General features: G+C 64.1%; 23 protein-coding genes. 10 read left to right on the plus strand and 13 right to left on the minus strand.

All coding sequences use genetic code 11. From position 1 onward, the window contains the following. Positions 1–7: 7 nt before the first annotated feature. Entirely contained in the window at positions 8–484 is a 477-nt protein-coding gene (locus EG19_RS09315) for a methyltransferase family protein (protein WP_053335163.1), read from the minus strand. A 119-nt stretch (positions 485–603) separates the two neighbouring features. Here EG19_RS09315 and EG19_RS09320 point away from each other — a divergent pair, with 119 nt between their 5' ends. Both EG19_RS09320 and rocF read left to right on the plus strand, forming a co-directional pair. Beyond that, complete coding sequence (locus EG19_RS09320; RefSeq protein ID WP_081800080.1) at positions 604–2,373, plus strand: diguanylate cyclase; 1,770 nt, start codon at positions 604–606, stop codon at positions 2,371–2,373. Between the two features lie 23 nt (positions 2,374–2,396). Continuing rightward, positions 2,397–3,299, plus strand: a complete 903-nt coding sequence (gene rocF / locus EG19_RS09325; protein ID WP_038049890.1) for an arginase — start codon at positions 2,397–2,399, stop codon at positions 3,297–3,299. On the opposite strand, the gene EG19_RS09330 is transcribed toward rocF, so the two are convergent. Genes EG19_RS09330 through fabL form a run of 3 tightly spaced genes read right to left on the minus strand, consistent with a single transcriptional unit; the run spans position 3,296 to position 5,005 of the window. Continuing rightward, complete coding sequence (locus tag EG19_RS09330; protein WP_038049891.1) at positions 3,296–3,625, minus strand: hypothetical protein; 330 nt, start codon at positions 3,623–3,625, stop codon at positions 3,296–3,298. The two genes, rocF and EG19_RS09330, sit on opposite strands and share 4 nt — an antisense overlap. Next, the gene (locus EG19_RS12820; protein ID WP_053335164.1) at positions 3,618–4,250 is read right to left on the minus strand and encodes a glycerophosphodiester phosphodiesterase; all 633 of its coding nucleotides are present in this window, start codon (positions 4,248–4,250) and stop codon (positions 3,618–3,620) included. Before EG19_RS12820 ends, EG19_RS09330 begins: the two co-directional genes overlap by 8 nt. Beyond that, complete coding sequence (gene fabL, locus EG19_RS09340; RefSeq protein ID WP_038049892.1) at positions 4,247–5,005, minus strand: enoyl-[acyl-carrier-protein] reductase FabL; 759 nt, start codon at positions 5,003–5,005, stop codon at positions 4,247–4,249. Before fabL ends, EG19_RS12820 begins: the two co-directional genes overlap by 4 nt. 103 nt (positions 5,006–5,108) lie before the next feature. Here fabL and efp point away from each other — a divergent pair, with 103 nt between their 5' ends. Continuing rightward, entirely contained in the window at positions 5,109–5,669 is a 561-nt protein-coding gene (gene efp / locus EG19_RS09345) for an elongation factor P (RefSeq protein WP_038049893.1), read from the plus strand. Here efp and EG19_RS09350 read toward each other — a convergent pair. Together EG19_RS09350 and EG19_RS09355 are read right to left on the minus strand one after the other, a co-directional pair. Next, positions 5,666–7,216 (minus strand): BamA/TamA family outer membrane protein, encoded by a 1,551-nt coding sequence (locus EG19_RS09350; RefSeq protein ID WP_038049894.1) that lies wholly within the window; start codon positions 7,214–7,216, stop codon positions 5,666–5,668. The two genes, efp and EG19_RS09350, sit on opposite strands and share 4 nt — an antisense overlap. Positions 7,217–7,261: 45 nt before the next feature. Then, entirely contained in the window at positions 7,262–7,930 is a 669-nt protein-coding gene (locus EG19_RS09355) for a class I SAM-dependent methyltransferase (RefSeq protein ID WP_038049895.1), read from the minus strand. Between the two features lie 45 nt (positions 7,931–7,975). Between EG19_RS09355 and cysK the strand changes: the two genes are divergently transcribed. After that, complete coding sequence (gene cysK, locus EG19_RS09360) at positions 7,976–8,905, plus strand: cysteine synthase A (RefSeq protein WP_038049896.1); 930 nt, start codon at positions 7,976–7,978, stop codon at positions 8,903–8,905. After that, positions 8,902–10,041: a trans-sulfuration enzyme family protein gene (locus EG19_RS09365; protein ID WP_038049897.1), complete on the plus strand. Its 1,140-nt coding sequence runs from the start codon at positions 8,902–8,904 to the stop codon at positions 10,039–10,041. The genes cysK and EG19_RS09365 overlap by 4 nt, the downstream gene beginning before the upstream one ends. 161 nt (positions 10,042–10,202) lie before the next feature. Here the strand turns inward: EG19_RS09365 and EG19_RS09370 are convergent, their stop codons facing one another. Further along, the gene (locus EG19_RS09370; RefSeq protein WP_053335165.1) at positions 10,203–10,745 is read right to left on the minus strand and encodes a hemerythrin domain-containing protein; all 543 of its coding nucleotides are present in this window, start codon (positions 10,743–10,745) and stop codon (positions 10,203–10,205) included. 104 nt (positions 10,746–10,849) lie between these two features. Here EG19_RS09370 and mobB point away from each other — a divergent pair, with 104 nt between their 5' ends. Together mobB and EG19_RS09380 are read left to right on the plus strand one after the other, a co-directional pair. Beyond that, entirely contained in the window at positions 10,850–11,905 is a 1,056-nt protein-coding gene (gene mobB / locus EG19_RS12825) for a molybdopterin-guanine dinucleotide biosynthesis protein B (RefSeq protein WP_161685543.1), read from the plus strand. Between the two features lie 19 nt (positions 11,906–11,924). After that, positions 11,925–12,809, plus strand: a complete 885-nt coding sequence (locus EG19_RS09380; protein ID WP_038049898.1) for an NAD(P)-dependent oxidoreductase — start codon at positions 11,925–11,927, stop codon at positions 12,807–12,809. A 152-nt stretch (positions 12,810–12,961) separates the two neighbouring features. Here the strand turns inward: EG19_RS09380 and EG19_RS09385 are convergent, their stop codons facing one another. Beyond that, entirely contained in the window at positions 12,962–14,677 is a 1,716-nt protein-coding gene (locus EG19_RS09385; protein ID WP_053335167.1) for a glutamine--tRNA ligase/YqeY domain fusion protein, read from the minus strand. A 3-nt stretch (positions 14,678–14,680) separates the two neighbouring features. Next, the gene (gene gltX / locus EG19_RS09390; RefSeq protein WP_038049899.1) at positions 14,681–16,141 is read right to left on the minus strand and encodes a glutamate--tRNA ligase; all 1,461 of its coding nucleotides are present in this window, start codon (positions 16,139–16,141) and stop codon (positions 14,681–14,683) included. 77 nt (positions 16,142–16,218) lie between these two features. Here gltX and EG19_RS09395 point away from each other — a divergent pair, with 77 nt between their 5' ends. From EG19_RS09395 to mqnE, 3 genes are read left to right on the plus strand one after another with little or no spacing between them, the layout of a single operon-like run. After that, the gene (locus EG19_RS09395) at positions 16,219–17,277 is read left to right on the plus strand and encodes a tetratricopeptide repeat protein (protein ID WP_152544013.1); all 1,059 of its coding nucleotides are present in this window, start codon (positions 16,219–16,221) and stop codon (positions 17,275–17,277) included. A 35-nt stretch (positions 17,278–17,312) separates the two neighbouring features. Next, the gene (locus tag EG19_RS09400; RefSeq protein ID WP_053335168.1) at positions 17,313–17,765 is read left to right on the plus strand and encodes a universal stress protein; all 453 of its coding nucleotides are present in this window, start codon (positions 17,313–17,315) and stop codon (positions 17,763–17,765) included. Between the two features lie 47 nt (positions 17,766–17,812). After that, entirely contained in the window at positions 17,813–18,955 is a 1,143-nt protein-coding gene (mqnE, locus tag EG19_RS09405) for an aminofutalosine synthase MqnE (RefSeq protein WP_081800083.1), read from the plus strand. A 386-nt stretch (positions 18,956–19,341) separates the two neighbouring features. On the opposite strand, the gene EG19_RS09410 is transcribed toward mqnE, so the two are convergent. The 4 genes from EG19_RS09410 to EG19_RS09425 all read right to left on the minus strand — a co-directional run bounded on the left by EG19_RS09410 (position 19,342) and on the right by EG19_RS09425 (position 24,325). Continuing rightward, positions 19,342–19,938: a PAS domain-containing protein gene (locus EG19_RS09410; RefSeq protein ID WP_161685546.1), complete on the minus strand. Its 597-nt coding sequence runs from the start codon at positions 19,936–19,938 to the stop codon at positions 19,342–19,344. 269 nt (positions 19,939–20,207) lie between these two features. Next, on the minus strand, positions 20,208–22,289 hold the full coding sequence (locus tag EG19_RS09415) for a xanthine dehydrogenase family protein molybdopterin-binding subunit (RefSeq protein WP_038049901.1): 2,082 nt from the start codon (positions 22,287–22,289) through the stop codon (positions 20,208–20,210). 3 nt (positions 22,290–22,292) lie between these two features. After that, positions 22,293–22,742 carry a (2Fe-2S)-binding protein gene (locus tag EG19_RS09420; RefSeq protein WP_038049902.1) on the minus strand — a complete coding sequence of 150 codons (450 nt, stop codon included), beginning with the start codon at positions 22,740–22,742 and terminating at the stop codon, positions 22,293–22,295. Positions 22,743–22,933: 191 nt separating this feature from the next. Next, positions 22,934–24,325 carry an ATP-binding protein gene (locus EG19_RS09425; protein WP_268746953.1) on the minus strand — a complete coding sequence of 464 codons (1,392 nt, stop codon included), beginning with the start codon at positions 24,323–24,325 and terminating at the stop codon, positions 22,934–22,936. Positions 24,326–24,626 lie beyond the last annotated feature (301 nt).

The following is a 24,626-nucleotide window of genomic DNA, read 5'->3' on the forward strand; positions in this document are numbered from 1 at the left end:
CCGTCGCCTAGTAAACGAAGGGAAAGAACTTGGCAGTGCGGCGTTGGTACTGCTGGTAGTCGGGAAAGCGGGCTAAAAGCCAGCGCTCCTCGTAGGCGGCTTTCCGGTCAAAAAAGGCAAAAACCACAAGGGTCCATAGCACCCCCGGCCAGGAGCACCACCACAGGGACCAACCCAAGACGGCCATCACCGCCCCAGCGTAGATGGGGTGGCGAACATTGCGGTAAAGTCCTCCGACCTGCAGCGTGGCGTCAGGCTTTGGCACTGGCAAAGGCGTCAGGCTACGACCGAGCTTAAGCGCCGCAACGATGACAATGCCCAGGCCCGAGATCACGAGGGCTGCGCCTGGAAAGGAAACCAGCAGTTCCTCGTCCGGCCAACGCCCGGTGGAGACCGGCAAGTAAGCCGCAACCACCAGCACCGGGATTTGGACCAACGCCCACGCTAAACCCCGTGAAGCCAAATTGCCGTGCCTTCCCCCCATCGCCGTTGCAGTTTACCCTTCCCTGGACTTGCCGGCCACCTTCGCGGGTCGCCGTTGCCCTCCCCTTCTACAGTTGACACGGGTGTTTGTCCAAGTGTTGAGTCGTGGTATCATTTTCAATGCCAACGGAGAGCCCGGTGGACAGAGTATACGAGCGCCAAAAGCGGGCACGCAGGTGGGGAGTCCGCCTGGGGCTTGCGGCCTCGTTTGTCATTGGCTTGATTGGCGCTCGGACAGCCCTGGCTCTCCCCCAGCCCTGCACCGTGCTCACCGATCGCGGGGCCTGGTATCAACCCCTCGCCGGCAACGGTCCTGTACCCCTTCCCTCCTATCCCGAGAGCTGGGCCCCGGCCCCCCGCGGCAACCAGCTCCTTCCCGGAACGTACCTGGTGCGGCTGCAAGCGGAAAACCCAAACCCCCACCCCATCACCTGCATTTTCTTGCCCGACAAGCTTGTGGCGCTCGCCGAGCTCTTTACCGGCGAAAGCCCGCAACCCCTGGCCCGCACGGGGTGGTTTTTGCCCTTAGACGAAAGAGCCATGAAGAGCCCCCAGGCGGTTCTGCCCACCGTGCTCCCACCCGGGACCAACACCTTTTGGCTCCGGCTTTGGGTGCCAGCAAACTCACCGAAGATCCCTTCTTCCCTGGCCGTGCAAATGGAAGCCCTGGAAGCCTTTACTATCACGCAACGCCGCTTTGATCACGCCCACGGGGTGTACGGGGGCATCATGCTGGCGGTGGTTCTTTATAACCTGTTTTTGTTCTCTTCGCTGCGGGAGAGACTCTACCTGCTTTACGTGCTGTACGCCAGCTTTTTTGGTTGCATTTGGCTGGTGCGCGCCGGGATGGGGTTGACCTTCCTTTGGCCCCACTGGCCGCTATGGGACGCACAAGCTCACTACTTCATGATTGGCCTGGCCATCATCTTCGGCAACGCTTTTTCCAGCGCCTTTTTGGAGCTTCCCGTGAAAGCCCCGCGCCTAGCTCGCGGGCTTCAAGCTATCAGTGTCTTCGTGGGCTTGCTGCTGGTAGGGGTGGCGCTCCAGCGTTTTTCCCTGATCGAAACACCGCTGGCGCTGGCGGCGGCAGGGACGTGTTCGCTTTACGTGGCTGCGGGGTTTTTGCGTTTGCGGCAGAAAAGCCCCGAAGCGCGCTACTTCCTCTTGGCCACCGGCATGGTCATCCTCGGCACGGTGGTGTACATCGCCGCTTTCTTCCGCCTCCTGCCCACAACGTTCATCACCGCCAACTCGGCACAGCTGGGCTCTGCTGCCGAAATGGTGCTGCTGGCCTTTGCCTTGGGCCATAAGATCCGCCACCTGCGGCAAGAAAAAGTGGCGGCCGAGGAACTTTCCCGCCTCGACCCCCTCACCGGCCTTGCCAACCGTCGGCTCTTGAACGAGCAAATGGAGCTGGAGTGGCGGCGGGTGTACCGGCAGGGCTCAACGCTGGGTATCGTGATTGTGGACGTGGACCACTTTAAGGCTTACAACGACGCCTGGGGCCACCAGGCCGGCGACGGCCTTTTGCAGCTGCTGGCCGAAGAACTCCGTTCCCTCTGTCGGCGCCCCGGCGACCTGGCGGCCCGCTACGGCGGTGAGGAGTTCGTTTTGCTCCTGCCCTCGCTCAGCGTCTTGCAGGCCCACGAGCTTGCCGAAAGGCTGCGCCACACCGTGGAGGAGCGAGCGTGGCCGCACCCGGCCTCGCCCTTGGGGCCTGTGGTCACCGTAAGCTGCGGGGTGGCGGTGGGACGGCCGGTGGAAGGGGTCCCCGTCAGTGTGCTGTTTGCCGAAGCCGATGAAGCTCTGTATTCCGCCAAGCGCTCGGGCCGCAACCAGGTTTGCCTCCGCACAGCTTCCGGGACCCATCGTCGCTTAAACAGCGCGTAAAGCGAAGCTGGTAAGCTTTCCCCATGGCGAAAGTACTGGTGATGGGCGTTCCCATGGATTTGGGACAGTCGCGGCGGGGCACGGATATGGGGCCTTCGGCCATGCGTTACGCACGCCTGGCCGAAACCCTCCAGGCCATAGGCCATGAGGTGGAGGACCTTGGGAACCTCCAGGTGCCGGTGGTGGAAAGCCTCCAGGGCGGGGATCGGCGAGAGCGGGGCGGCATGGTGTACGTGGAGGCCATCCGCGAAGTTTGCCGCCGCACCGCCGAAGCAATCCGCAAGCTCGACCCCAGCGTTTTCCCCATCGTGCTGGGGGGCGATCACTCGGTGGCCTTGGGCTCCATTGCCGGCTTGGCCTCCTTCGGTCCCACCGGCGTGGTTTGGGTGGATGCCCACGCCGACTTCAACACCCCCGAAACCTCCCCTTCCGGCAACGTGCACGGCATGCCGCTGGCTGCCCTCTGCGGCCTGGGGGACCAACGGTTGGCCTCGCTCTTGGGCCAGGGCCAGCCGGTTTTAAACCCGCAAAACGTGGTGCTGGTGGGCGTGCGCAGCGTGGACCCTGGGGAACGGGAAACGCTGAAGCAAGCGGGGGTGACCGTGTACACCATGAAGGAGGTGGACCGCCTGGGTATCGCCCGCATTGCCGAGGACATCATGGCCAAGCTCGCCCACCTTTCCCGGGTGCATGTGTCCCTGGATGCCGATGTCCTGGACCCGGAGGAAGCCCCGGGGGTGGGCACTCCGGTCCCTGGGGGGCTTTCCTACCGGGAGGCTCACTTGCTCATGGAACTTTTGGCCGACTGGGGGAAGGTGACAAGCTTGGACCTGGTGGAGGTTAACCCCATCTTGGATCGCCGCAACCGCACCGCCCAGCTCATGGTGGAGCTGGCCGCCTCGCTTTTGGGCAAACGCATCCTCTAGGGGCTTTCGGCTGCCAGGGCCTTTTCCAAAAGCGAAGGCAGCTCGCGAAAAAAGCGCGATTTGGGCAAAACCACCGCTCCCGCAGCGCGGAGGGCGTTCCATTCCTGGCTTTTCTGGTGGGGACCGAAAGCCAACACCTGCACCCCGGCGCGAGCCCAGGCTAGAACCTGCTCCCCCGGGACCGCTTCCACATCCAGCACCAAAACCGCCGGCAGGCGGGAAGTACCCCGCTCCACCCGCACCGGCTTGGCCCCCAGGCTGCGGATGGCGGCCTCCACCACCGAGTAAAGGAAAAGGTTGGGCAGAAAAACCCCCACCTCAACCACCGAGGACCTCCAGGGCGCGATCGGGAAAGTTGGTGGTGAGGGAGGCCACACCCAGCGCCGCCAGATCCCGCATGCGGGGTTTTTGGTTTACCGTCCAGGGGTTGAGAGGGACATGGAAGCCCCGCATCTCTTCCACCAAGCGGTGATGGGGGGAGAGCTCCAACCCCGCGGGCAAAAAAGAAGGCACGCGGTCCACCACCCACGAAACCGTGGCACGGGGCAGCACCGTCTGCACCAGGCTCAGCACCCGCAAGGAGGAAGACAAAACCTTAAGGTGCTTGCGGGGCTCAAGCAAACGCTGCAAAGGGTCCAGAAGCCGCAAAAGCTCGCTTTGGGCTAAGGGTTTGATTTCCACAAAGAGAAATCGGTCCTCGGGAACGGCCTCCACCACCTCCGCCAAAGAGGGGACCTTTTCCTGGCGAAGCGCGGCCAGGGGCCACTCCCGCAGCGGTTTGCCCTTCCGGGTACGGTCGTGGTGGCACACCCAAACCCCTTCCCGGCACGGGCGAACGTCTACCTCCACCCCGTCGGCGCCCACCGCCACTGCCGCTTGCACGGCTTCCAGCGTGTTTTCCGGATAGCGCCCGGCAAACCCGCGATGGCCGATGATCAGCGGGCGCCTCATGCCAAGATGGAATATCCGCCGTCCACCACGATGGTTTGCCCGTGAATCATGGAGGCAAACTCGGTACAGAGGAACACCACGGCGTTGGCCACGTCTTGAGGCGTGATGAGGCGACCAGCGGGCGTACGGCGTCGGGATTCCTCCAAAAGCTGTTCGCGGTTGGGGAAGTGCTTGAGGGCATCGGTGTCCACCGTGCCGGCGGAAACCGCATTGACCCGCACCCCTTTGCCCGCCAGCTCGCAGGCCAGATGCCGCACCATGGACTCCAAAGCGGCCTTGGAGGCCCCCACCGCCGTGTAGTTGGGGATAGCCCGCACCGCCCCCAGCGACGACACCGCCACCACCACCTTTTCCCCTTGCGAGGGCAGCTGCAAAAAGTGCTGCACCAAGGGCACCAGCGCCAAGGCGTTGATGTCCATGGTCCAGTGGAGGTGGTGCATGGTGAGCTCGGTGGCTGGCTTCAAAACCCCCGAAGCGGCGTTGGAAACCAGGATCTCCAGGCCGCCCCAGTGCTCGCGGATTTCCGCGAACATGCGCTCCACATGCTCTTCGTCGGCCACGTTGGCCTTAATGAGCAACGCTCGCGCCCCGCGAGCTTCGATTTCCTTGGCCACCTCCTCCGCCGGCTGGCGGTGGCGGAAGAAGTTGATGGCCACATCTACCTTGAAGTCGGCCAGCGACAAGGCGATAGCCCGCCCAATACCGCGGGATGCACCGGTGACCAGGGCTCGCTTGCCCCGAAGTCGCAAATCCATCTCACGTCCTCCCCTGGCGCAACTCTAGCCGAAGGCCTGGGTGGCAGCAAGGGGTTTGCTACAATACGCAGCGCGGCTAAGGCCGCTGCCATGGAGGTTTTTCATGCAAATCGTGGCTACGGAGTTGCGACCTGGGTACATCATCGTCCACAACGGACAGCTCCACCGCGTTTTGAGCGTGGTGCACATCACCCCCGGGAACTGGCGGGGTATGGTGCAGTGCAAGCTCCGGAACCTAAAATCCGGCAACCAGCTGGAGCACCGCTTCCGCTCGGAAGACAGGGTGGAAAAGGCGACCCTGGACACCCACGAGATGCAGTACCTCTACTCCGACAACTCCGGTCATCACTTCATGAACATGGAAACCTACGAGCAAATCACCTTGAGCGACGAGGTGCTGGGGGATGCCCTTTCGTACCTGCTCCCGGACACCGTGGTGACCGTGGACTTTTACGAGGGCAACCCGGTTTCGGTGGAGTTGCCCAACACCGTGGTGCTCACCGTGGTGGAAACCGAGCCGCCCCTCAAAGGGGCTACCGCCGCCGGGGGTTCTAAGCCTGCAAAGCTGGAAACCGGCCTGGTGGTGCAGGTGCCCATGTTTGTGGAAACCGGCACCAAGATCGTGGTGGACACCCGCACCGGCGAGTACGTGTCCCGGGCTTAAAACAGCGAAACCCCAGTGACCAGCACCACCGGCCCCTTCCCCCGGTCGGGGTAAGCCACCTCCAGGCGCACCACCCGCAAGATGGCAGCGCGGGTGACCTCCGCTAAAAGGCCCACGCCGGCATCGGCACGCCAGCCATCGGTGTCGGGACCAACCCGCGCCCCCCAGGTCTTGCCGGCGTCGGCAAACACCACCAAACCCAAAACCGCCAAATGCAAAACCTCGCCCGTGAGCCGTCTTCGCCACTCGGCGTTGACCACTGCCCGGGATGTCCCGTCAAAGGTGTCGGGGTCCCACCCCCGCAGACCGGTATTGGCACCAAGGGTGAGCTGCCGGTCCAGGCCCAAACGGTGACCCAGCTCCACCGCCCCGCGTACCCGGAACCCCCGCTCCCCCACCTGCGCCACCCCCGCCTCCACGCGGGTGACCGCGTCGGCAATACCTCCCTGCTCCAAGCGGCCCTCACTGCCCAACGAAAGCCACCGGTACCACCCGGCCCCCATCCCGGCTTTGAAGAAGCTGGCCTGGTACGGTAGCCGGGTCCGATCCCCTCCCAAAAACGGAAGCGAGAAACCCAGCGTCAGCGAGTAGTTCGGCCCCAGGGGGACATCCTCCTGGCGAATCCAGCCGCGGAAACCCTGGACCACTTCCCAGCGGCTGGATTGGCTCTCGAAGCCCACCTGAAAACCCACGAGCTCCCGGTCTTCGGGTTCCGGGTAGAAGGCCCCAGTACGGAAGGACCAGCGGGAAAACGCCGCCCTTTCGGCAAAAAAGCCGGCGGTGAGCCGTCGCGTCACCTCCCCGTCGCCGGGAAGACGCAAACCACCCCAAACGAGCAGCGAGCGCCGCAAGGTATCCCCCGATACGGTCTTTTTGCCCGAGGCCCACAGGTACTCCACAAGGCTTTCCCGGCGGTAGAAGATGCCTCCCGCCTTGGGGGTGGCCAGCGAATAAAAAGGGTACGCCAGGGAAAACTCGTCCGCCGTTCCATCGGAAGCTTCGCGGTGCGCCGCGGAAAGGCGCCAACGGCTTCCCAGAAACAAAGGGTCGCTGTAGCCGGCGGTAATGGAGTCCCGTTCGGGATCGGAGCGGGCATCCAAAAAAACCGTTTTGCCCCAGCCCAAAAAGTTCTGCTCGGAAATGGAAACACCGGCCTTTTGCCGGTGGCCCATGCGGCCGTAGTTGATGGAAAGCTCCAGCGTCCATTGGTCGCGGGTCTCCACATAGACCTCCACCCCTTCCGCCACCGGTTTGGCGTAAATGTGCACGGGGTTCAAAAAACCGGTGGCTCGCAGGAGCCTTTCGCTTTCCGCAGCCAGCGCAGGATCCCAGGGATCGCCCTCTTTGAACAGCAACAGCGAGCGGATAAAGCGCTCCCGGGAAAGGGTGTGGAGGGCGTTGGCGGTGCGGTAGGGCCAGGAGGAGGTTTCGGGATCCGAGAGATCAAAAACATCGTGCCGCACCACGTGGATGGCCACGATGACCGGCCCGGGTGGCGGCAGGGAGGGTTCCCCCAACACCGACAACAGCAACAAGGCGGTGAGCATCGCTTTTATTTTACGGTTGAAGCTCGTCTGGCGCCGTGCGTGACCTCACCGCCGCTGCCAGGCCGCCGCCAAAAGCCCGGCGGGCAGCTCCTCCACCTCCCCGGAAAAGCCCTGGGGACGCAGGTCTGCAAGCTCCTTGACGCTGAGCTCCTGGCTGACAAAGCCGTTGACGAAGGCAAACGTACCATCGCGGGTGCGGGTTTCGTCAAAGGCCGGCAAAAGCCCGGCCCTTTGCTGGGCCTCGTACCAGGCCCGCCGGGCCTGCCTGGCCCCGGGGCCATAGGCGGTCACCAAGAGCCACCCGCCGGGGGCCACCAGCTCCGCCAGCGAGGCCACCATCCGGCGGCGCAGGTCCTCCCCGCCCAGGGAACCCAGGGTGGCTTGGGCAAAGATGACCGTTTGCCAAAACCCCCGCCGCAGCGGCGGGGTAAGGCCGTTCCCCGCCACCCAACACACCGGCAAGGAAAGCTTCTTGGCGGCCAAAAGGTAGCGGGGAACCAAGTCCATGCCCACCACCGGACCCTTTTGCATCCCCAGCGCTGCCAGGATCCTCCCCGCCCCGCAGCCCACCTCCAGCAAAGGGGTTGCCGCGCGGGTGCGGAGCCATTGGAGCTCCTGCTGCAAGAGCCTTTGAAACTCCGGGGGCGCCACGGAATAAGCCCGCGTGACCCATTCGGGGTGGTGGGCATCGCGGTAACGGAGAAAGGACTCCACGCCGTGTAGTGTAGCTGGTGTACCATGGCACGCTCGGAGGCCAGGATGCGGGTCGTGACCTCGGTACTTGAGCTCATCGGACAAACGCCGCTTTTGCGCTTGCAGGAACTGGAAGACGGCAGCGCGGAAATTTGGGCCAAGCTGGAAACCGCCAACCCCGGGGGTTCGGTGAAGGACCGGATCGGCTTGGGCATGGTTCTGGCGGCCGAGCAGGACGGGCGGCTGTCCCCGGGCGGCACCATCGTGGAAGCCACCGCCGGCAACACCGGCATCGGTTTGGCGCTGGCCGGGGTACGCCGTGGGTACCGGGTGATCCTGGTGGTCCCCGAGAAGTACTCGGTGGAAAAGCAAAAGCTCATGCGGGCGTTGGGGGCTGAGGTGGTGGTCACCCCCACAGAGCAAGGCATGGCCGGCGCCCAGGCCCGGGCCCGGGAAATTACCGCTGCCACTCCGGGTGCGGTGTACGTGGATCAGTTTTCCAACCCGGCCAACCCGCGCACCCACGAGCTCACCACCGGCCCGGAAATTTACCAGCAAACCGGTGGCCGGCTGGACGCCATCGTGGTGGGTTGCGGCTCCGGCGGCACCTTCATGGGGGCGGTTCGCTACCTGAAATCCAAGCTGCCAGAGCTCTGGGCGGTGGCGGTGGAGCCCCAGGGGTCGGTGCTGGGGGGTGGTCCTGCAGGTGAGCACCTGGTGGAAGGCATCGGCATGGACGAAATCCCCCCCATCATGGACCGCTCTCTGGCTGATGAGGTCATAACCATCCCCGACCCCGAGGCCTTTGCCATGGTTCGTCGTCTGGCCCGGGAATGCGGGGTGCTGGCCGGTTCTTCCGCCGGCGCTAACGTGGCCGCTGCGGTGAAGGTGGCCCGGCGGTTGGGTCCGGGCAAGCGGGTGGTCACCGTAATCCCCGACTCTTGCGAGCGTTACCTTTCCAAAGATATCTTGCAGCTTTTCCCGGAGGCCTCATGAAGGAAAAAACCCTCTGCGTGCACGCCGGTCCTGGGCCCGAGCCCACCACCGGCGCGGTAAATCCCCCCATTTACGCCACCTCCACCTACGCTTATGCGGAGTTTGGCCAACACCGGGGCTGGGAGTACTCCCGCACCGCCAACCCCACCCGGGTGGCTCTGGAGCAAGCGGTCGCCCAGCTGGAGGGCGGCGCTGATGCCTGCGCCTTTGCTTCGGGCATGGCCGCCATTGACGCCCTTACCGACCTTTTGGCCCCCGGCGACCACATCCTGGCCGCCCACAACCTCTACGGCGGCACCTACCGCTTGTTCACCACCATCACCCGCCGGCACGGAGTAGAAGTGAGCTTTGTGGACGCCAGTGATCTTGCGGCTTTGGAGGCCAGCTTCCGCCCCAACACCAAGATGCTTTTCCTGGAATCCCCCACCAACCCGCTCATGGCCATTGTGGATTTGGAGGAGGCCAGCCGCCTGGCCCACCAGCGGGGCGTCCTGGTGGTAGTGGACAACACCTTCCTCTCGCCGGTTCTGCAAAAGCCGCTGGCGCTTGGGGCCGATTTCGTGGTGCACTCCACCACCAAGTACCTCAACGGGCATTCCGATGCCGTTGGTGGGGTGGTGGTGTGCAAAGACGGGGAGCTGGGAGCTCAGCTGCACCGCATCCAAAACAGCGCCGGGGCCATCATGGGCCCTTTTGACGCCTACCTGGTGCTGCGGGGCATCCGCACCCTGGCCCTGCGCATGGCCGCTCACGAAGAGGGAGGTCGGGCGGTGGCCAGCTTCTTAGCCCAGCACCCCAGGGTGGTTCGCGTTTATTACCCGGGCCTGGCCAGCCACCCCCAGCACGAGCTGGCCTGCCGCCAGCAACGGGGCTTTGGCGCCATGGTGGCTTTTGATGTGGGCAGCCTGGAAAACGCCAAAACCGTGTGCAACGCCCTCAAGCTCTTCACCCTGGCGGAATCCCTGGGGGGCGTGGAGTCCCTGGTTTCCCACCCGGCCACCATGACCCACGCCTCGGTGCCCAAGGATGAGCGGGAAAAGCTGGGCATCACCGATGGCCTTTTGCGGCTTTCGGTGGGTGTTGAGGATCCCGAAGACCTGCTGGCGGATTTGGATCGCGCTTTGGCAGCGCTGTAAGCCGGGTCTTCGGGAGCAAAGGCAAGAACGCGGAATACCTCAGCCAACCGGGGCTCGGCGCGAAGCTTACGGCTTAGGAAGAGCCTACGGCCCCCGGAGAGGTCAAGCACCCCGGGGGCCAGGTCCTGCAAGAAACTCAGCGCTTCGGAATTTTCGTTGCCTTATTTTCCCGCGAGTTCGTGCGCTAGCGCATGGTAACGCTCGTGCGCTGCGGCAAAGCGCTCCCGTTCCACCTTTTCGAAGCTGGCGGCTAGCTCCTGGGTGTCCTGTGCGCTCAAGACCTGCTGGGCCATGGGGAAAAGGATGTTGTTTTCCTTGTAAATGTGCTGCTCCAATAGTTCCGCCCAGCCGGCCAGGCCGGAAGCCACCTGCAACGCCGCCTGCTGATTGCCTCGGGCGGCGCCTTCCAGGTGTTCCACCACCTGGCGAATGTAGCCCCGGCCCTGGTCGTGCTCAAAGAGCATGACGGCCACGGGCCCCATTTCCCGGGAAAACCCCCGCTCTTCCAGGCGGGTGAAGAGCAGGTCCTCCTCTTTGCCGTGGTGGCAGGCATCGGCAAAGGTGCGGACAAAGTCCACGATTTTTTCCACCTTTTCCTTGTCCACGCTGCCCCCGCTTCGCAGGCGCCCGGCTTCCCGGCGGGCGGCGTCTACCACCAGCAAGATCACATCGTGCTCATGCATGAGGGTTTCAATCGGGTTCATGTCCACCTCCGGGTGTATCTTGACCCGGCTTGCGCAGGTCTTCCTTGCGCTAGCTCAAAAACCGCGTCTTGGGCCGGTGCCGCGTGTGGCCTACACTTTCCCCCGTGGACGTACAGCTTCCGGTGCCGGTTTTGGCGGTGTGTGGTTTTTCGGGGAGCGGCAAAACCACGCTTTTGGAGCGTGTGATCCCGGAGCTCACCGCGCAAGGGCTTACGGTAGGCCTGATTAAACACGACGCCCACGGGGTCACGGTGGATCAGCCGGGCAAGGACTCCGATCGCCTGTTTCGCGCCGGTGGGGAGGTTCTCCTCCGCGCGCCCAACGAGACCTTCGCCCGCTTCCACCCCGACCAGGGCAAGGACCTCACCTGGGCTCTGGCTCAGCTCGCCTGGAACGTGGATCTCATCCTGGTGGAGGGGCACAAGGACACGGCGCTTCCTAAGGTGTGGCTGGAGCATCCCCAAACGTCCGAAATTCCGGCAGGCGTGACCGACGTCCTGGCGGTGCTCCCGTGGGGGAGCGACCGGGTAGCGGCGTTGTTTGCCATCGTTCGGGATTTTTGCCTGACCCGGCAGCCCCCCTTGTGGGGTGGCATCCTTCTGGGGGGCAAAAGCCAGCGCATGGGCACGCCCAAGCAGCTCCTAGAGCTCGGCGGGGAGAGCCTTCTCGCCCGCTCGGCCCGCGTCCTTGCACCTCACGTGGAGGGCTTTGCCTATCTGGGTGCCGGTCCTCTGCCCCCAGACGTACCGGAAGCACCGCAGCTGCCGGACCCCCCTGGCCCCGGCGGTCCGCTGGCGGGCTTGCGGGCAGCCCTCCGGTGGCACCCTTTGGCCCGGTGGCTGATGTTGCCGGTGGACGCAGTGGCGGTGAGCCAGGATTTTGTCCGCTGGATCATCCAGCAGCACAGCCAGGGCTGTTGGGCTGTGCTCGTGGAAAACCCCCAAGGGGCCCTGGAGCCTGCCTTTTCCCTGGTGGCCCCGCAACTGCGTCACGCTGTGGAGCGCCTGGCCGAACGGGGAGAAGGGCCGCGGGCCCTGGCCCACCACCCCAAAGCCCGCAGGGTCCGCCTTCCCGAGGCTTTGGCGCCAGCCCTGCGCACCGTCAACACCCGGCAAGAGTGGGAGACCTTCTTGGCGGAATTGCAGGGCTCATCATCTTGAAACCGCTTGGAGGTGTGGCATGAGCACGTCTCGGAACGTTGCGTTTTTTGGTACCGGCCTCATGGGTTTCCCCATGGCCAAGCGACTCCTGGAGTCAGGTTTTCCGGTCACCGCATGGAACCGCACCCACGAAAAGGCGGCGCCCCTGGCGGCGCTGGGAGCCCAGGTGGCCACAACCCCAGCTCAAGCCCTGGAGCACGCAGATGTTGCCATTCTGATGCTGGCCCACGCCGAGGCCATCGGCAAAACCCTGCTGGCCGCGGAAACTGCGCCCTTTTTATCAGGAAAAACTGTGGTGCAAATGGGCACCATTGGCCCGGAGGAAAGCAAGACCTTGGCCGCAGAAATTGCAAGCCACGGAGGCCGCTACCTGGAAGCCCCAGTTCTGGGCTCGGTGCCGCAAGCGGAAGCGGGGAAGCTGGAGGTCATGGCTGGGGGCGAAAAAGCTCTGTTTGAGGAGCTTCTCCCGGTGTTTCGCTGTTTTGGGCCCAACCCCCGCTGGATTGGGCCGGTGGGTGCTGCAGCCACCCTGAAGCTGGCCCTCAACCACTTGATTGCCGCTCAAGCGGCGGCGTTTGCCACCTCTCTGGCTCTGGTGCAGAAGGCGCATGTGCCCCTGGAGCTTTTCCTGGAGATCCTGCGGCCAAGTGCCTTTTACGCCCCCACCTTCGAGCGCAAGCTGCCGGTCATGCTGGACCCTCTGCACGCCAAGGTCAACTTCCCCGCCAAGCACATGCTCAAGGACGTGCGGCTCATTCGCACCACCGCCGAGGCCTTGGGTATCAACCCCACCCTGGTGGCCAGCCTGGAAGCGCTCTTTGCCGCCACAGAAAACGCCGGACTTGCCGACGCCGATTACGCTGCGGTAGCTCAGGTGATCGGGGGATCTTCATCCGGTAGCTAGCTGCAACTCTTTCTGTGGGACCCACGCGAAAAATGTGGGACCCGCGCTCCGTCGCGGGTCTTTTTTTCTGTTTGCCGCCGCGGAGCGGCGGCCCCACATTTTCCTTGGCGGCCCCACATTTTCCTTGGCAACCACGCAGCGGAGCCTGAGGCTTAAAAGGACATTTTCTTCGCGAGCTTGGCCCACTCGTCTTTGAGGGTGACGATGCGGTTGAAGACCGGGCGTTCCGGGGTGGTGTCGGGGTCCACCGCAAAGTAGCCCACCCGCTCAAACTGGAAGCGCTCCCCCACCGCAGCTTGCGCCAAAAGCGGCTCAATTTTGGCGTTTTTGAGCACGGTGAGCGAGTTGGGGTTGAGGTTGTCCCTCCAGGTTTTGCCCTCGGGCACGTCGTCGGGATCCGGCTTCTCGAAGAGGTAGTCGTAAAGCCGCACCTCGGCCTCCCGGGCATGGCCACAGGAAAGCCAGTGAATGGTAGCTTTCACCCTGCGGCCATCGGGGGCCTGCCCGCCCCGGCTCTGGGGGTCAATTTCACCGCGCACTTCCACCACCTGGCCGCTATGCGGGTCGGTGATGACCTCCCGGCAGGTGAAGAGGTACGCGCCCCGCAACCGCACTTCGTTGCCGGGGTAAAGGCGGAAGTACTTGGGCAGCGGCTCCGGCCGCACGTCTTCCCGCTCGATCCAGAGCTCCCGGGTAAAGGGCAGCTGCCGCTCGCCGGCCGTGGGGTCTTCGGGGTTGTTGGGGACGGCAAACCACTCCACCTGCTCTTCCGGGTAGTTGGTGACCACCAGCTTGACCGGATCCAGCACCGCAAAACGGCGCGGTGCGGTGCGGTTGAGCACCTCGCGGATACAGTGCTCGAAAAGCTGTACGTCCACCACGCTGTTGCGCTTGGCCACGCCAATGCGCTCAGCAAAAAGGCGAATGGCCTCGGGGGGAACCCCCCGGCGCCGCAGGCCAGCAATGGTGGGCATGCGCGGGTCATCCCACCCGGCCACAAACCCTTCCTGCACCAGGCTTAAGAGCCTGCGCTTGGACATCACCGTGTAGGTGAGGTTCAAGCGGGCAAACTCGATTTGTTGCGGGTGGGGTTCGGGCAGCTCCAGTTCGTCAATGAACCAGTCGTAAAGGGGCCGATGGTCCTCAAACTCCAAGGTGCAAATGGAGTGGGTGATGCCCTCAATGGCGTCCTCCAAGGGGTGGGCGTAGTCGTACATGGGGTAAATGCACCATTTGTCGCCCGCGTGGGGGTGCGGGGCATGGAGGATGCGGTACATCACCGGATCCCGCATGTTCACGTTGCCGGAGCTCATGTCGATTTTTGCCCGCAAAACCCGGCTGCCGTCGGGAAACTCCCCGGCACGCATGCGGCGGAAGAGCTCCAGGTTTTCCTCGACGCTGCGGTTGCGGTGCTCGCAAGGAACCCCCGGCTCGGTCAGCGTGCCTCGCTTTTCCCGCACCTCGTCGGGGGTGCAGTCGCATACGTAGGCCTTCCCTTTGAGGATGAGCTTTTCCGCCCACTGGTACATCTGCTCGAAGTAATCCGAGGCAAAGTAAAGGTGCTCCCCCCAATCGAAGCCCAGCCACCGCACGTCCCGCTCGATGGCTTGGATGTACTCCTGCTCTTCCTTTGTGGGGTTGGTGTCGTCGTAGCGCAGGTGGCAGCGGCCGCCAAACTCCTGGGCCAGGGTGAAGTTCAGGCAAATGGCCTTGGCGTGGCCAATGTGCAGGTAGCCGTTGGGTTCGGGGGGGAAGCGGGTGATGACCGTGCGGTGTTTCCCCGAGGCCAGGTCAGCGCGGATGATCTCCCGAATGAAATCGCTGCCCTCCGCCGGAAACTCGCTCACGCGCTGGGTGTCGTTGGCCATGGCTTAAGCTCCCTTCGTCGTTACCGCACTCTTCAGCACCCCAATGGCGTGCCGCAGGCGCCGCCGGCAGGTTTCCTTGCCCAGCACCTCCATGGTTTCAAAAAGCGGCGGCGTGGCGGTGCGCCCCGTGACCGCCACCCGCACCGCCATGAAGAAATCCCCGGCCCGCAACCCTCGCGCCTCGGCAAAGCGGCGCAGGCCGGCCTCCAGGTTGTCCTTGGTCCACTCCAAAAGTGGGTCCAGCTCCTCCTCCAGGAGGTCTTCCAAAACCGCCGCCGCTTCAGCAGGGGTGGGCTTTTTCATGACCAGCTTGGGCAGCACCTCCGGGCCGTAGCTCACCTCCCCCACAAAGAAAAACGAGGCGTACGCGATGAAGTCTTCCAGCTTGTCAATGCGCTCGCGCACCAGGGGCAAAACCTTGAGCAGGTAGTCATCGCCCAGCAGATCCGCCCGCAGGCGGGAAAGCAGCTCTTCCGGGCTTAAGCTGCGGATGTACTTGCCGTTGAGCCAGGTGAGCTTGGTGAGGTCAAAAACCGGCCCGCCCAGGACGATGCGGTCCAAGGTGAAAGCCTCCACAAACTCAGAAAGCGTGAACTCCTCCCGCCCGTCGGGCATGGTCCAGCCCATGAGCGCCAGGTAGTTGAGAAGCGCTTCGGGCAAAAACCCCGCCCGCCGGTAAAAGTTCAAAGAAGTGGGGTTCTTGCGCTTGGAGATTTTGGAGCGGTCGGCGTTGCGCAAAAGCGGCAGGTGGCAAAAGACCGGCTCCTCCCAGCCGAAAGCCCGGTAAAGCTGGGCGTGCTTGGGCAGGGAGGAGATCCACTCCTCGGCGCGAATCACGTGGGTCACGCCCATAAGGTGGTCATCCACCACGTTGGCCAGGTGGTAGGTGGGAAAGCCGTCGCTTTTCAAAAGCACCTGGTCGTCAATGAGGGTGTTGTCGAACTCCAGCTCGCCGCGCAGGTAGTCCCGTACCTTGGTGACGCCCTCGGTGGGCATGGCCAACCGCACCACGTGGGGCTCGCCCGCTCGCCTTCGGGCTTGCGCTTCGGCCTTGGGGATGCGGCGGCAGTGCCGGTCGTAGCCCATCACCGGGGCTTTGGCCCGGCGCTGCTCTTCCCGCAGGGCGTCCAGGCGCTCCTTGGTGCAAAAGCAGGGGTAGGCAGCCCCCCGCTCGATGAGCTCCTCCACATGCTGCTGGTAAATGGCGGTTCGCTCCGATTGCCGGTACGGGGCGTGCGGCCCACCCACATCGGGGCCTTCGTCCCACGAAAGGCCCAGCCACCGCAGCGACTCAAAGATCATTTGCTCGGAAGCGCGGCTGGAGCGCTCCCGATCGGTGTCCTCAATGCGGAGGATGAACTGGCCACCGTTTTTCTTGGCCCAGGCGTAGTTGAAAAGCGCCACGTACGCGGTTCCCACGTGGGGATCGCCCGTAGGTGACGGTGCAATGCGGGTTCGGACCACCTCTCCCTCCCTTGCCCAACAGGCAGAAAAGTTTAGCACCGGCGCCTGGGGGAGCTCAGGGAATTAGAATACCCAGCGTGGCGATCGTGGGTGAAAGCTTCCGGGTGGGACAAGCCCCGTTCCTGCTCCAGCGGCACGCTCACGCGGTCAAGGCGGCAGTGGAGCTGGTGCACGCCGGCGTCACCCGCACCTTTGCCTTGGCCGAAGGCAAGGTGGTGGGCTTTTCGTCGTCTTCTCCGGAAGAGGAGCTCAAACCCGGGCTTGACCCCACCGAGGCTTCCCTCGTACCTGCTATTGCTTTAGCCCGTTTGGTGGCCGCCTCCGGAGAGTACAGGGTGGTGGAGCCAAAAGCGCCTTCGGTGCCTCTGGCCTTGCCGCTCAGCTGGGTCATCCTGGAGGCCCTGCGCCGCACCCAGGATCTTTCGCCGGTTCTGGACCTTCTGGGAACCAACCGCCCTTTCGTCCGGGCAGGCGGCAACCTCACCCCCAACGTGAGCCTCGTGCCGCTGGAGGCTTTCGTGTGGGACCGGCTTGGCTCGCCGCTGGCGCTTGCCGACCTGCAACGCCTGCTCCCCGAGCAAACGCAACCGCTCTCTCGCGCTTTTGCCGCGTTGGCTTGTGCCGGTTTGCTGGTCCCCGCCGACGCCCCGGCCCCAAAGCCGGAAAAGCCCCGCTTCCCACCGGCAAGCCCTAAGCTCCGGGAGAGGCTGGCCCGCATTGCCCGGGAGGGTGGGTTGCCGGCGCTGGAAGCCGACCGGGAGCCCACCGAGGAGGAGCTGGATCAAGCGCAGCGGGATAAGGAGCAAGCCCTGGCGCTTTTAGCCCAGGGCGGTGACGAACGGCAGGCAGTACGGCTTTTGAGCCGCGCGGTGAGCTTGCTCCCCGATCCCCACTCGCTGGTGCGCTTGGCCGAGGTGGAGGTGGCCAACCCGCTAGCGCGGCAGCGGGCGCTGGCCCACCTCAAGCAGGCTTTAGAAATGGAGCCCACCTTCACCCCCGCGTGGCTAGCTCTCGCCAACTACTGGGCCTTACGGGGGGACACCGAAAAGCAGCGGCGGTGTCTGGAAAACGTCCTCAAGTACGACCCGCAAAACCGGGACGTGCGGGAAGCCCTGCTTCATTTAAGCGAGCGCTAGCCGGGTTATCATAAAAAAAGAAAAGGGAGGTGCTGGTGTTCCGGCATATCTTGGTGCCTTTGGACTTCAACGACATTGCCCCACAACCTGTGAGCATCGGGGCAGAGCTAGCCCGAGCGTGCCATGCCAAGCTCACGCTGCTTTCGGTGGTGGACGATTCCTTCCCCAACCCCGACATCCTTTCCCTGCAGCTGCCGTGGGCCGATTACTACCGGCACCTGCGGGAAGCGGCCCAATCCAGCTTGGAGGAAGTGCGGGATACCCTTCCCAAGGACCTACAAGTGGAGGTCGCGGTCATTCGTGGTAAGCCGGCTCCAGCCATCGCCCGCTTTGCCCAGGAGAACAGCTGCGACCTCATCATCATGGCCACCCACGGCACCTCGGGCCTGCAACAAGCGATCCTGGGCTCGGTGACCCGGCGGGTCATGTACCTGGCCCCTTGCCCGGTGATGGTGGTGAAGTTCGGGCATAGGGCGCCGGGCCAGTAGGCTCTCGCCTCCCGTGGCATGGTAAAGTTGCACCTGCTGGGGGAAATGTGTTTCGTTTTCAGGACCCACGCTTAGAACCCGTTGGCCGCAAGGTGCTGGCCGGCGAGCGGCTTTCCTTTGAGGACGGCATGGTGGTGGCCACCACCTTTGACCTTTTGGGGGTGGGGCGCCTGGCCAACTTCGTGCGGGAAAAGCTCCACGGCGACATCACCTACTACAACGTCAACCGCCACCTCAACCCCACCAATGTGTGCGTGGCCTCCTGTGCCCTGTGCGCCTTTGCCGAAAAGTACGGGGGAAGCCGGGGCTGGACGTATTCGGTGGAGCAAGCGGTGGAGGTGGCCGCTGCCGATGTGGACGAGTCGGTCACCGAGCTGCACATCGTCGGTGGCCTTCACCCCAAGCTGGGGGTGGAGTACTACGAGGAGCTTTTCCGCGCATTGAAAGCGCGCTTTCCCTGGATTCACATCAAAGCCCTCACCATGGTGGAGCTGGACTTCCTCTCCCAGCGGGCCAAGCTACCGGTGGAAGAGGTGGTGCTGCGCTTGAAGGAAGCGGGGCTTGATTCCTGCCCCGGGGGCGGGGCGGAGATCTTTGCCCCGGAAGTGCGGGCGCAAATTTGCGACCACAAAACCTCGGGGGAACGCTGGTTGGAAGTGGCCCGCATCGTCCATTCCCTGGGCTTGAAATCCAACTGCACCATGCTTTACGGCCATGTGGAAAGGCCCGAGCACCGGGTGGACCACCTCATCAAGCTGCGGGAACTGCAAGACCAAACCGGTGGCTTCCAGTGCTTCATCCCCTTAGCCTTTCACCCCGCCCACACCCGCTTAAGCCACCTCCCCGGCCCCACCGGTAAGCTGGACCTGCAAACGGTTGCCCTGGCGCGGCTGATGCTGGACAACATCCCCCACATCAAGGCGTACTGGATCATGCTGGGGCACAAAACCGCGCAGGTGGCCCTGCACTTTGGCGCCAACGACCTGGACGGCACGGTGGTGGATGAGCGCATCACCTACGCTGCCGGCGGACAGGCCGGCAAGGGCATGCCCCGGGCCGAGCTGGAACGGCTCATCCGCGAAGCCCGGCGCATTCCCGTGGAGCGGGACACCCTCTACCGGCCGCGGGTTCCCATTGCCGGGTTGCCGGCGGTTCCCAGAGAAATCACGTTGCCCACGCTTCCTTCGTAGCAACGGTTTGCCAGCGGTCACGAAAAAGACTCCGGGGAGATGAAGGGATACGGCAGAGCCTGACGCCGCCAGCTGATGCATGCGCGGAGCAGGAAAAACGCGCGCGGAGCGGGAAGGACGCACGCCCGGCGGGCGTGCCCCACATTGTTCCCTCCTATGTGGGGCAAGCACGACGTGCTTGCATAAAAGAAGGAACATGACCAAGCTCGCTGCGGGAAAAACGCGCGCGGAGCGGGAAGGACGCACGCCCGGCGGGCGTGCCCCACATTGTTCCCTCCTATGTGGGGCAAGCACGACGTGCTTGCAGAAAACAAGCGAAGCGAACAAGCTCGGAGCCGCGACGACGCGCGCGCGGAGCGCGCGCCCCACGGCTGCCCCCGAAAGCCTTACTCCTTCTTGGGAGCCGGGAAGTACTTTTCCAGGCAATCCGGACAGAGGCCGTGGCTAAAGTCGGCCTCCGAGTGCTCGCGGATGTACGCCTCCAGCTGCTGCCAGGAATCCGCATCAATCCGGACCCGCTTGCAGGATGCACAAATGGGGATAATCCCTTTCAGCTGCCGCATTTCGCTCTGCGCCCTCAAAAGCTCGGCCAGGAGCTGTTCCCGCTCGAGTTCCGCCGTTTTCCGCCGGTGGATGTCCACATGGGCACCCAACGCCCGCAAGCCTCGCCCGGAAGCGTCTCTCTCCACCACCCGACCCCAGTTGAGAATCCATTTGTAATCGCCGGATTTGGTTCGCAGCCGGTGCTCTACCTCGAACTCCGGGCTTTCCCCGACCTGGTGCCGGTACGCCGCTTCATCCACCGCCGGCAGGTCCTCGGGGTGGATCAGCGCCCGCCACGCCTCGCTGGTGGGAGGGATTTCCTCAGGCTCGTAGCCCAGCATGCGCGCCCATTCGGGGGTACGGATGACCTTACCGGTGACCAAATTGTGGTCCCACAGCCCCACCCCCGAGACCTCCAGCGCTCGCCCCCACAGAGACATGAACCCGCCAGTTGGCGTTGGTCTGTGAAGGAAAGGAAGCAACCGAACGAAAAAGCTCGTTGACCCCAACCACATCTCGTTTAAGGTTAGCACACATCCAGACCCGGTTTGCAAGCACCACGCCGACACCCGCGGCCCAGTGGCCCTCCGCCCCTCACCGTACGACAACACCCGGCGTTCAGCGCAACTGACCCCGCTCGGTGCTGCCCGCTTGCAGACAGCGGGCAACTCCCGAGCAGCTCGCCTCAGGTAGGTGCCCGATCCCGAGTCTAGGCTTCCCAAGGCAGGCGGTTGACCGCCTTCCCTGTGGCCGCCAGGATGGCGTTGGCCACCGCCGGAGCCAGCGGCGGCACCCCCGGCTCCCCCACCCCTCCCGGTGGCTCCTCGCTGGGCACGATGTGCACTTCCACCCTGGGCATCTCGTGAAAGCGCAGGGGTTCGTAGCGGTCGAAGTTGGTTTCCAGCACCTTGCCGCCTTCCACCGTGATGCGGCCGCGCAAAAAGGCAGAAAGCCCAAAAACCACCGCGCTCACCAGCTGCTGTTCCACCAGCCGCGGGTTAATCGCCCGGCCGCAGTGGATGGCCACCACCACCCGCTCCACCTTGAGCTTCTCTTTCCGCACCGAGACCTCCGCCACCTCCGCCACGTGGGAGCCGAAGGAGCTGCAGCAGGCCACGCCTCGACCCCAGCCCGCGGGCAGGGGCTTGCCCCAACCTGCCTTCTCGCCGGCCAGCCGCAGCGCGGCCTTCAGCGGTCCCTCGGGGAGAAGCTTGAGGCGCAACTGGTAAGGATCCGCCTTGAGTTCCCGCGCCACCAGGTCAAAAAAGTGCTCGGAGGCAAAGGGGTTTTGCGAGGCGTATACCGAACGCCACGCCCCCAGCGGCACCGGCACCGGCAGCAGGGTCTGCTCCAAAAGCCAGTGGGGAATGGCGTAGGGCGGCTCGGCCCCTTCCAACGCCCCGCGATCCACCTGCCCCGCCCGGGAAGGGTTGCGCTGCTGGCCAATGGAGCAGGTCACCTGGTGGTGCCGCCAGGCCAGGATTTGCTTGCCGGCAATAGCAGCTTGCAGGAAATGCACCGAAGGCGGCCGGTAAAAGTCGTGGGTCATGTCGTCTTCCCGCGTCCACAAAAGCTGCACCGGCACCGTAAAGTGCTTGGCCACCTCCACCGCTTCGGCCACGAAATCCGAGGAAAGCCTCCGCCCAAAACCGCCGCCCAAGAACGTCACGTGCAGCGTCACCTTTTCCACCGGCAGCCCCGCCACCCGCGCCGCTTCCTGCCGGGCGGGCATGGGCACCTGGGTGGGCGCCCAAACCTCCAGGCCGCCATCGTGGAACCAGGCGGTGGCGTTTTGCGGCTCCATGGGCGCGTGAGCCAAAAAGGGCAGGGAAAAGCTTGCCTCCAGCTTCCGTGCCCCCGCCGGCAGCAGAAAACCCTCACCGTGCTTGGCCGCTTCCTTCCCCGGTTTAGGGGCCAGCTCCTCCATTGTGGTCAACAAAGCCTTGCTGGAAAAGCTGGCCGCTTCCCCGGGTTCCCACACCACCTTCAGCGCCGCCCGGCCCTTGAGCGCTGCCCAGGTGTCCCGGGCCACCACCGCCACCCCGGAGCTCACCGGCACCACCTTCACCACCCCTTCCACCTGCAGTGCCGGCTTCTCCTCGAAGCTCACCAGCCTGGCCCCAAACACCTCAGGGCGGGCCACCACCGCGAAAAGCATCCCGGGAAGACGCACGTCGCAACCAAAGGTGGCTTTGCCGGTGAGCTTGGCCCGGGCATCCACACGGGGCAGAGGCTTACCAATGAAATCGAAGTCTTTGGGGTCCTTAAGCCGCGGGTTTTGCGGCACCGGCAGCTTGGCCGCCTCCGCCACCAGCTCCCGAAACGCCAAACTCGAGCCGGTTTTGGGATCCAGCACCTTCCCGCCTCTGGCGATGAGCGTCTCCGCCGGCACACCCCACCGCTTGGCCGCCGCCTGCACCAGCATCTCCCGCGCCGCCGCTCCCGCCTTGCGCAGCTCCTCAAACTGCGTGCGCACCGCCGTGGAGCCACCGGTGTTCTGGTTGCCAAACTTGGCATCGGCGTCCGCTTGCACCGCTTCCACCTGGCTCCAATCCGCCCCCAGCTCATCGGCAATGATTTGCGCAAGACCGGTGAGCACCCCCTGTCCCATCTCCGACTTGTTCACCCAGATGGTGACGCGGCCGTCGGTCCCCACCCGCACGAAGGGGTTGGGTTGCAGGGCTGCCGGCTCCTCCGCCAGGGCCGGAAAGACGCGGCCCAGCACCAGGCCCCCTCCCACCATCATCGAAAGGTTCAAAAGCTCCCGCCGGGACAACCCCTGGCCTTTCATGGCTCACCTCCTGGCCACCCGGGCCACGGCTTTGGCGATGCGGTCATAGGTGCCACACCGGCACAAAATGTCCCCCATCACCGCCGCCACCTGCTCCGGCGTGGGATGGGGGTTCTTGGACAAAAGCGCCACCGCTTGCATCACCTGCCCCGACTGACAGTAGCCGCACTGGGGCACATCCTCCGCCACAAACGCCTCCTGCACCGGGTGTTGGCCCCCCAGGCCCTCAATGGTGAGGATTTTCTTCCCCACCACCTGGGAAACCGCCACGCTGCAACTGCGCTCCGCTTCCCCGTCCACCAACACCGTGCAGGACCCGCAAAGCCCCACCCCGCAGCCGTACTTGGTGCCGACAAGCCCCAAATGATCCCGCAGCACCCACAAAAGCGGCGTATCCGCCGCCACCTCCACGGTCCTCTTTACCCCGTTCACATCCAGCGTAAACCTGGCCATACCCACCTCCGCCGCTCGTACTAACAGTTTACGCCCAGGCCAAACCTTGGTTTGTGAATCACACGCTCCACCCCTCCGTGAAGAGGCGTGCTGCCCGCTGCCCGCGTCTGTGTCCATTCCCAAGCCAATTCGCGCTTCGACGGGAACGCCTGCGCGAGCACCTTTGTGCGGGCTTCGCCGGAGTTCTTCCCCTACTTGCCTGCGCTCCGACCCCGGCGCTTTGAAGGTTTCCCGGCGGTGGGCGCCTTAAGGGTCCCTCGCTCCCGCTGCAAAAACCAGAGGCTGGCCTCGTGCACGCGAATTTGCGGCGGAATCTGGCGAAAGGTCTCCGGGGCCGGCGTCACCACCGAGCAAAGCGCATCGGGGTGGTCCTCGGCAGCGCTCAAAAGCGCCCGCACCTCGCGCTCGGACGTCCCCGGCTCACCGCCCTCGGCACACACCTGGATCAGCTCCTCGCCCCCTTCAGGCCAGCGCACCAGGAAATCCACCTCAAAGCCCTCCCTGGTCCGCACGTAGCTGACCGTTCCCCCCTGCCTTAGAAGCTCGATGCAAACGGCAGTCTCCAGCGCCTTGGAGGGTTGCAGGCGACCGCTGCGGTCAAAAACCGGGATCAAGCCGGGATCGGCAGGGTAAACCTTGCGCGGGTTGCTCATGCGCCGCCGCTCGGAGTCGGTGGCGAGCCAAACGCTGTGCACCAAAAAGGCATCCTCCAGGTGGCCAAGGTAAGTGTGCAGCGAATCCTTGGCGATGCGCACGCCGCGGGAGCGCAGGTCGTTGTAAAAGCGGTGGACACTAAAAAGCCCGCCGGCATTGGCCAGCAGGTGGCGTGTCAAGGACCGCAGCGCCAGTGGCTGGGAAATCTGGTAGCGCTCCACCACGTCCCTCAGCAACACCAGGTCCACGTAGCTGCGCAAAAGCTCCACCCGATCCCTGGCCGAGGCCCCTTGCGCCTCGGGGAAACCGCCGACCTCCAGGTAGGTTTCCAGCTCCCTGCGGAGCAGGGACCGCTCCGCCTTGGTGACCCGCTCGGGGTTTTCAACTTCCCTGCCGCGGTGACGCAGAAACTCGCAAAAGCTGAAAGGAAACACCACAGCCTCCACCGCCCGACCCCGCATGCTACTGGCCACCTCCCGGGAAAGCATCCGCGCTGACGAACCAGAAACGTACAAATCCAGGTTTTCGGTGTCGAGAACCCTGCGGGCAAAGCGCTCCCAGCCTTCCACCAGCTGGATCTCGTCCAGAAGAAACGGGGCACGACGACCGCTGCGCCATTCGGGGTGGAGTCGGTAGTACTCCTCAACAAGCAGGCCAAGGTCGGCGGCCGTAAGCCCCACCAAACGCTCATCGTCGAAGCCGAAGAAAAGAATGCCCTCCCGGGGCGTGCCAGCTGCCAGCCGTTCCGAAAGGACCTGCCAGAGAAACGTGGCTTCCCCGCCCGGCGCATGCCAATCACCGCCACTGCCTTGCCAGGAAGGCGCGGCACGTACACATCGCGACGGGTGAAAGAAGGAAGCGGCGCTGCCTCGTAATCTACGATCTTCTGCCGCAAAAGCTCCCGAAGCTGTCCTTCCATGAAGAACAATTTAACCCGGATCTATCCTTTTTTCAAGGACAGCTCCCCACTCCTTCGCCTGCAGGGTCAGATTTCCCACCCACAGATCGCCGGGCCCGGCCCGCAACCTTGCCGCTCCGCATTTCCAGGAAACACAAAATTCCTCACCGGCGAAATCACAGACCCAAAAGATGCGGGCATCCGCCCTTACCCCTGAGCTTTCCCGCCCAATTCCATCCAAGGTAAACTTGGCGACACCCACTTCCGCCGCTTACAGGCGAACTGTACGCTGAGAACCCAGTTTGGTTTGTGAAAGCTCGATGCGGGTATCG

The organism is Thermoanaerobaculum aquaticum, assembly GCF_000687145.1.
Lineage (GTDB): Bacteria > Acidobacteriota > Thermoanaerobaculia > Thermoanaerobaculales > Thermoanaerobaculaceae > Thermoanaerobaculum > Thermoanaerobaculum aquaticum.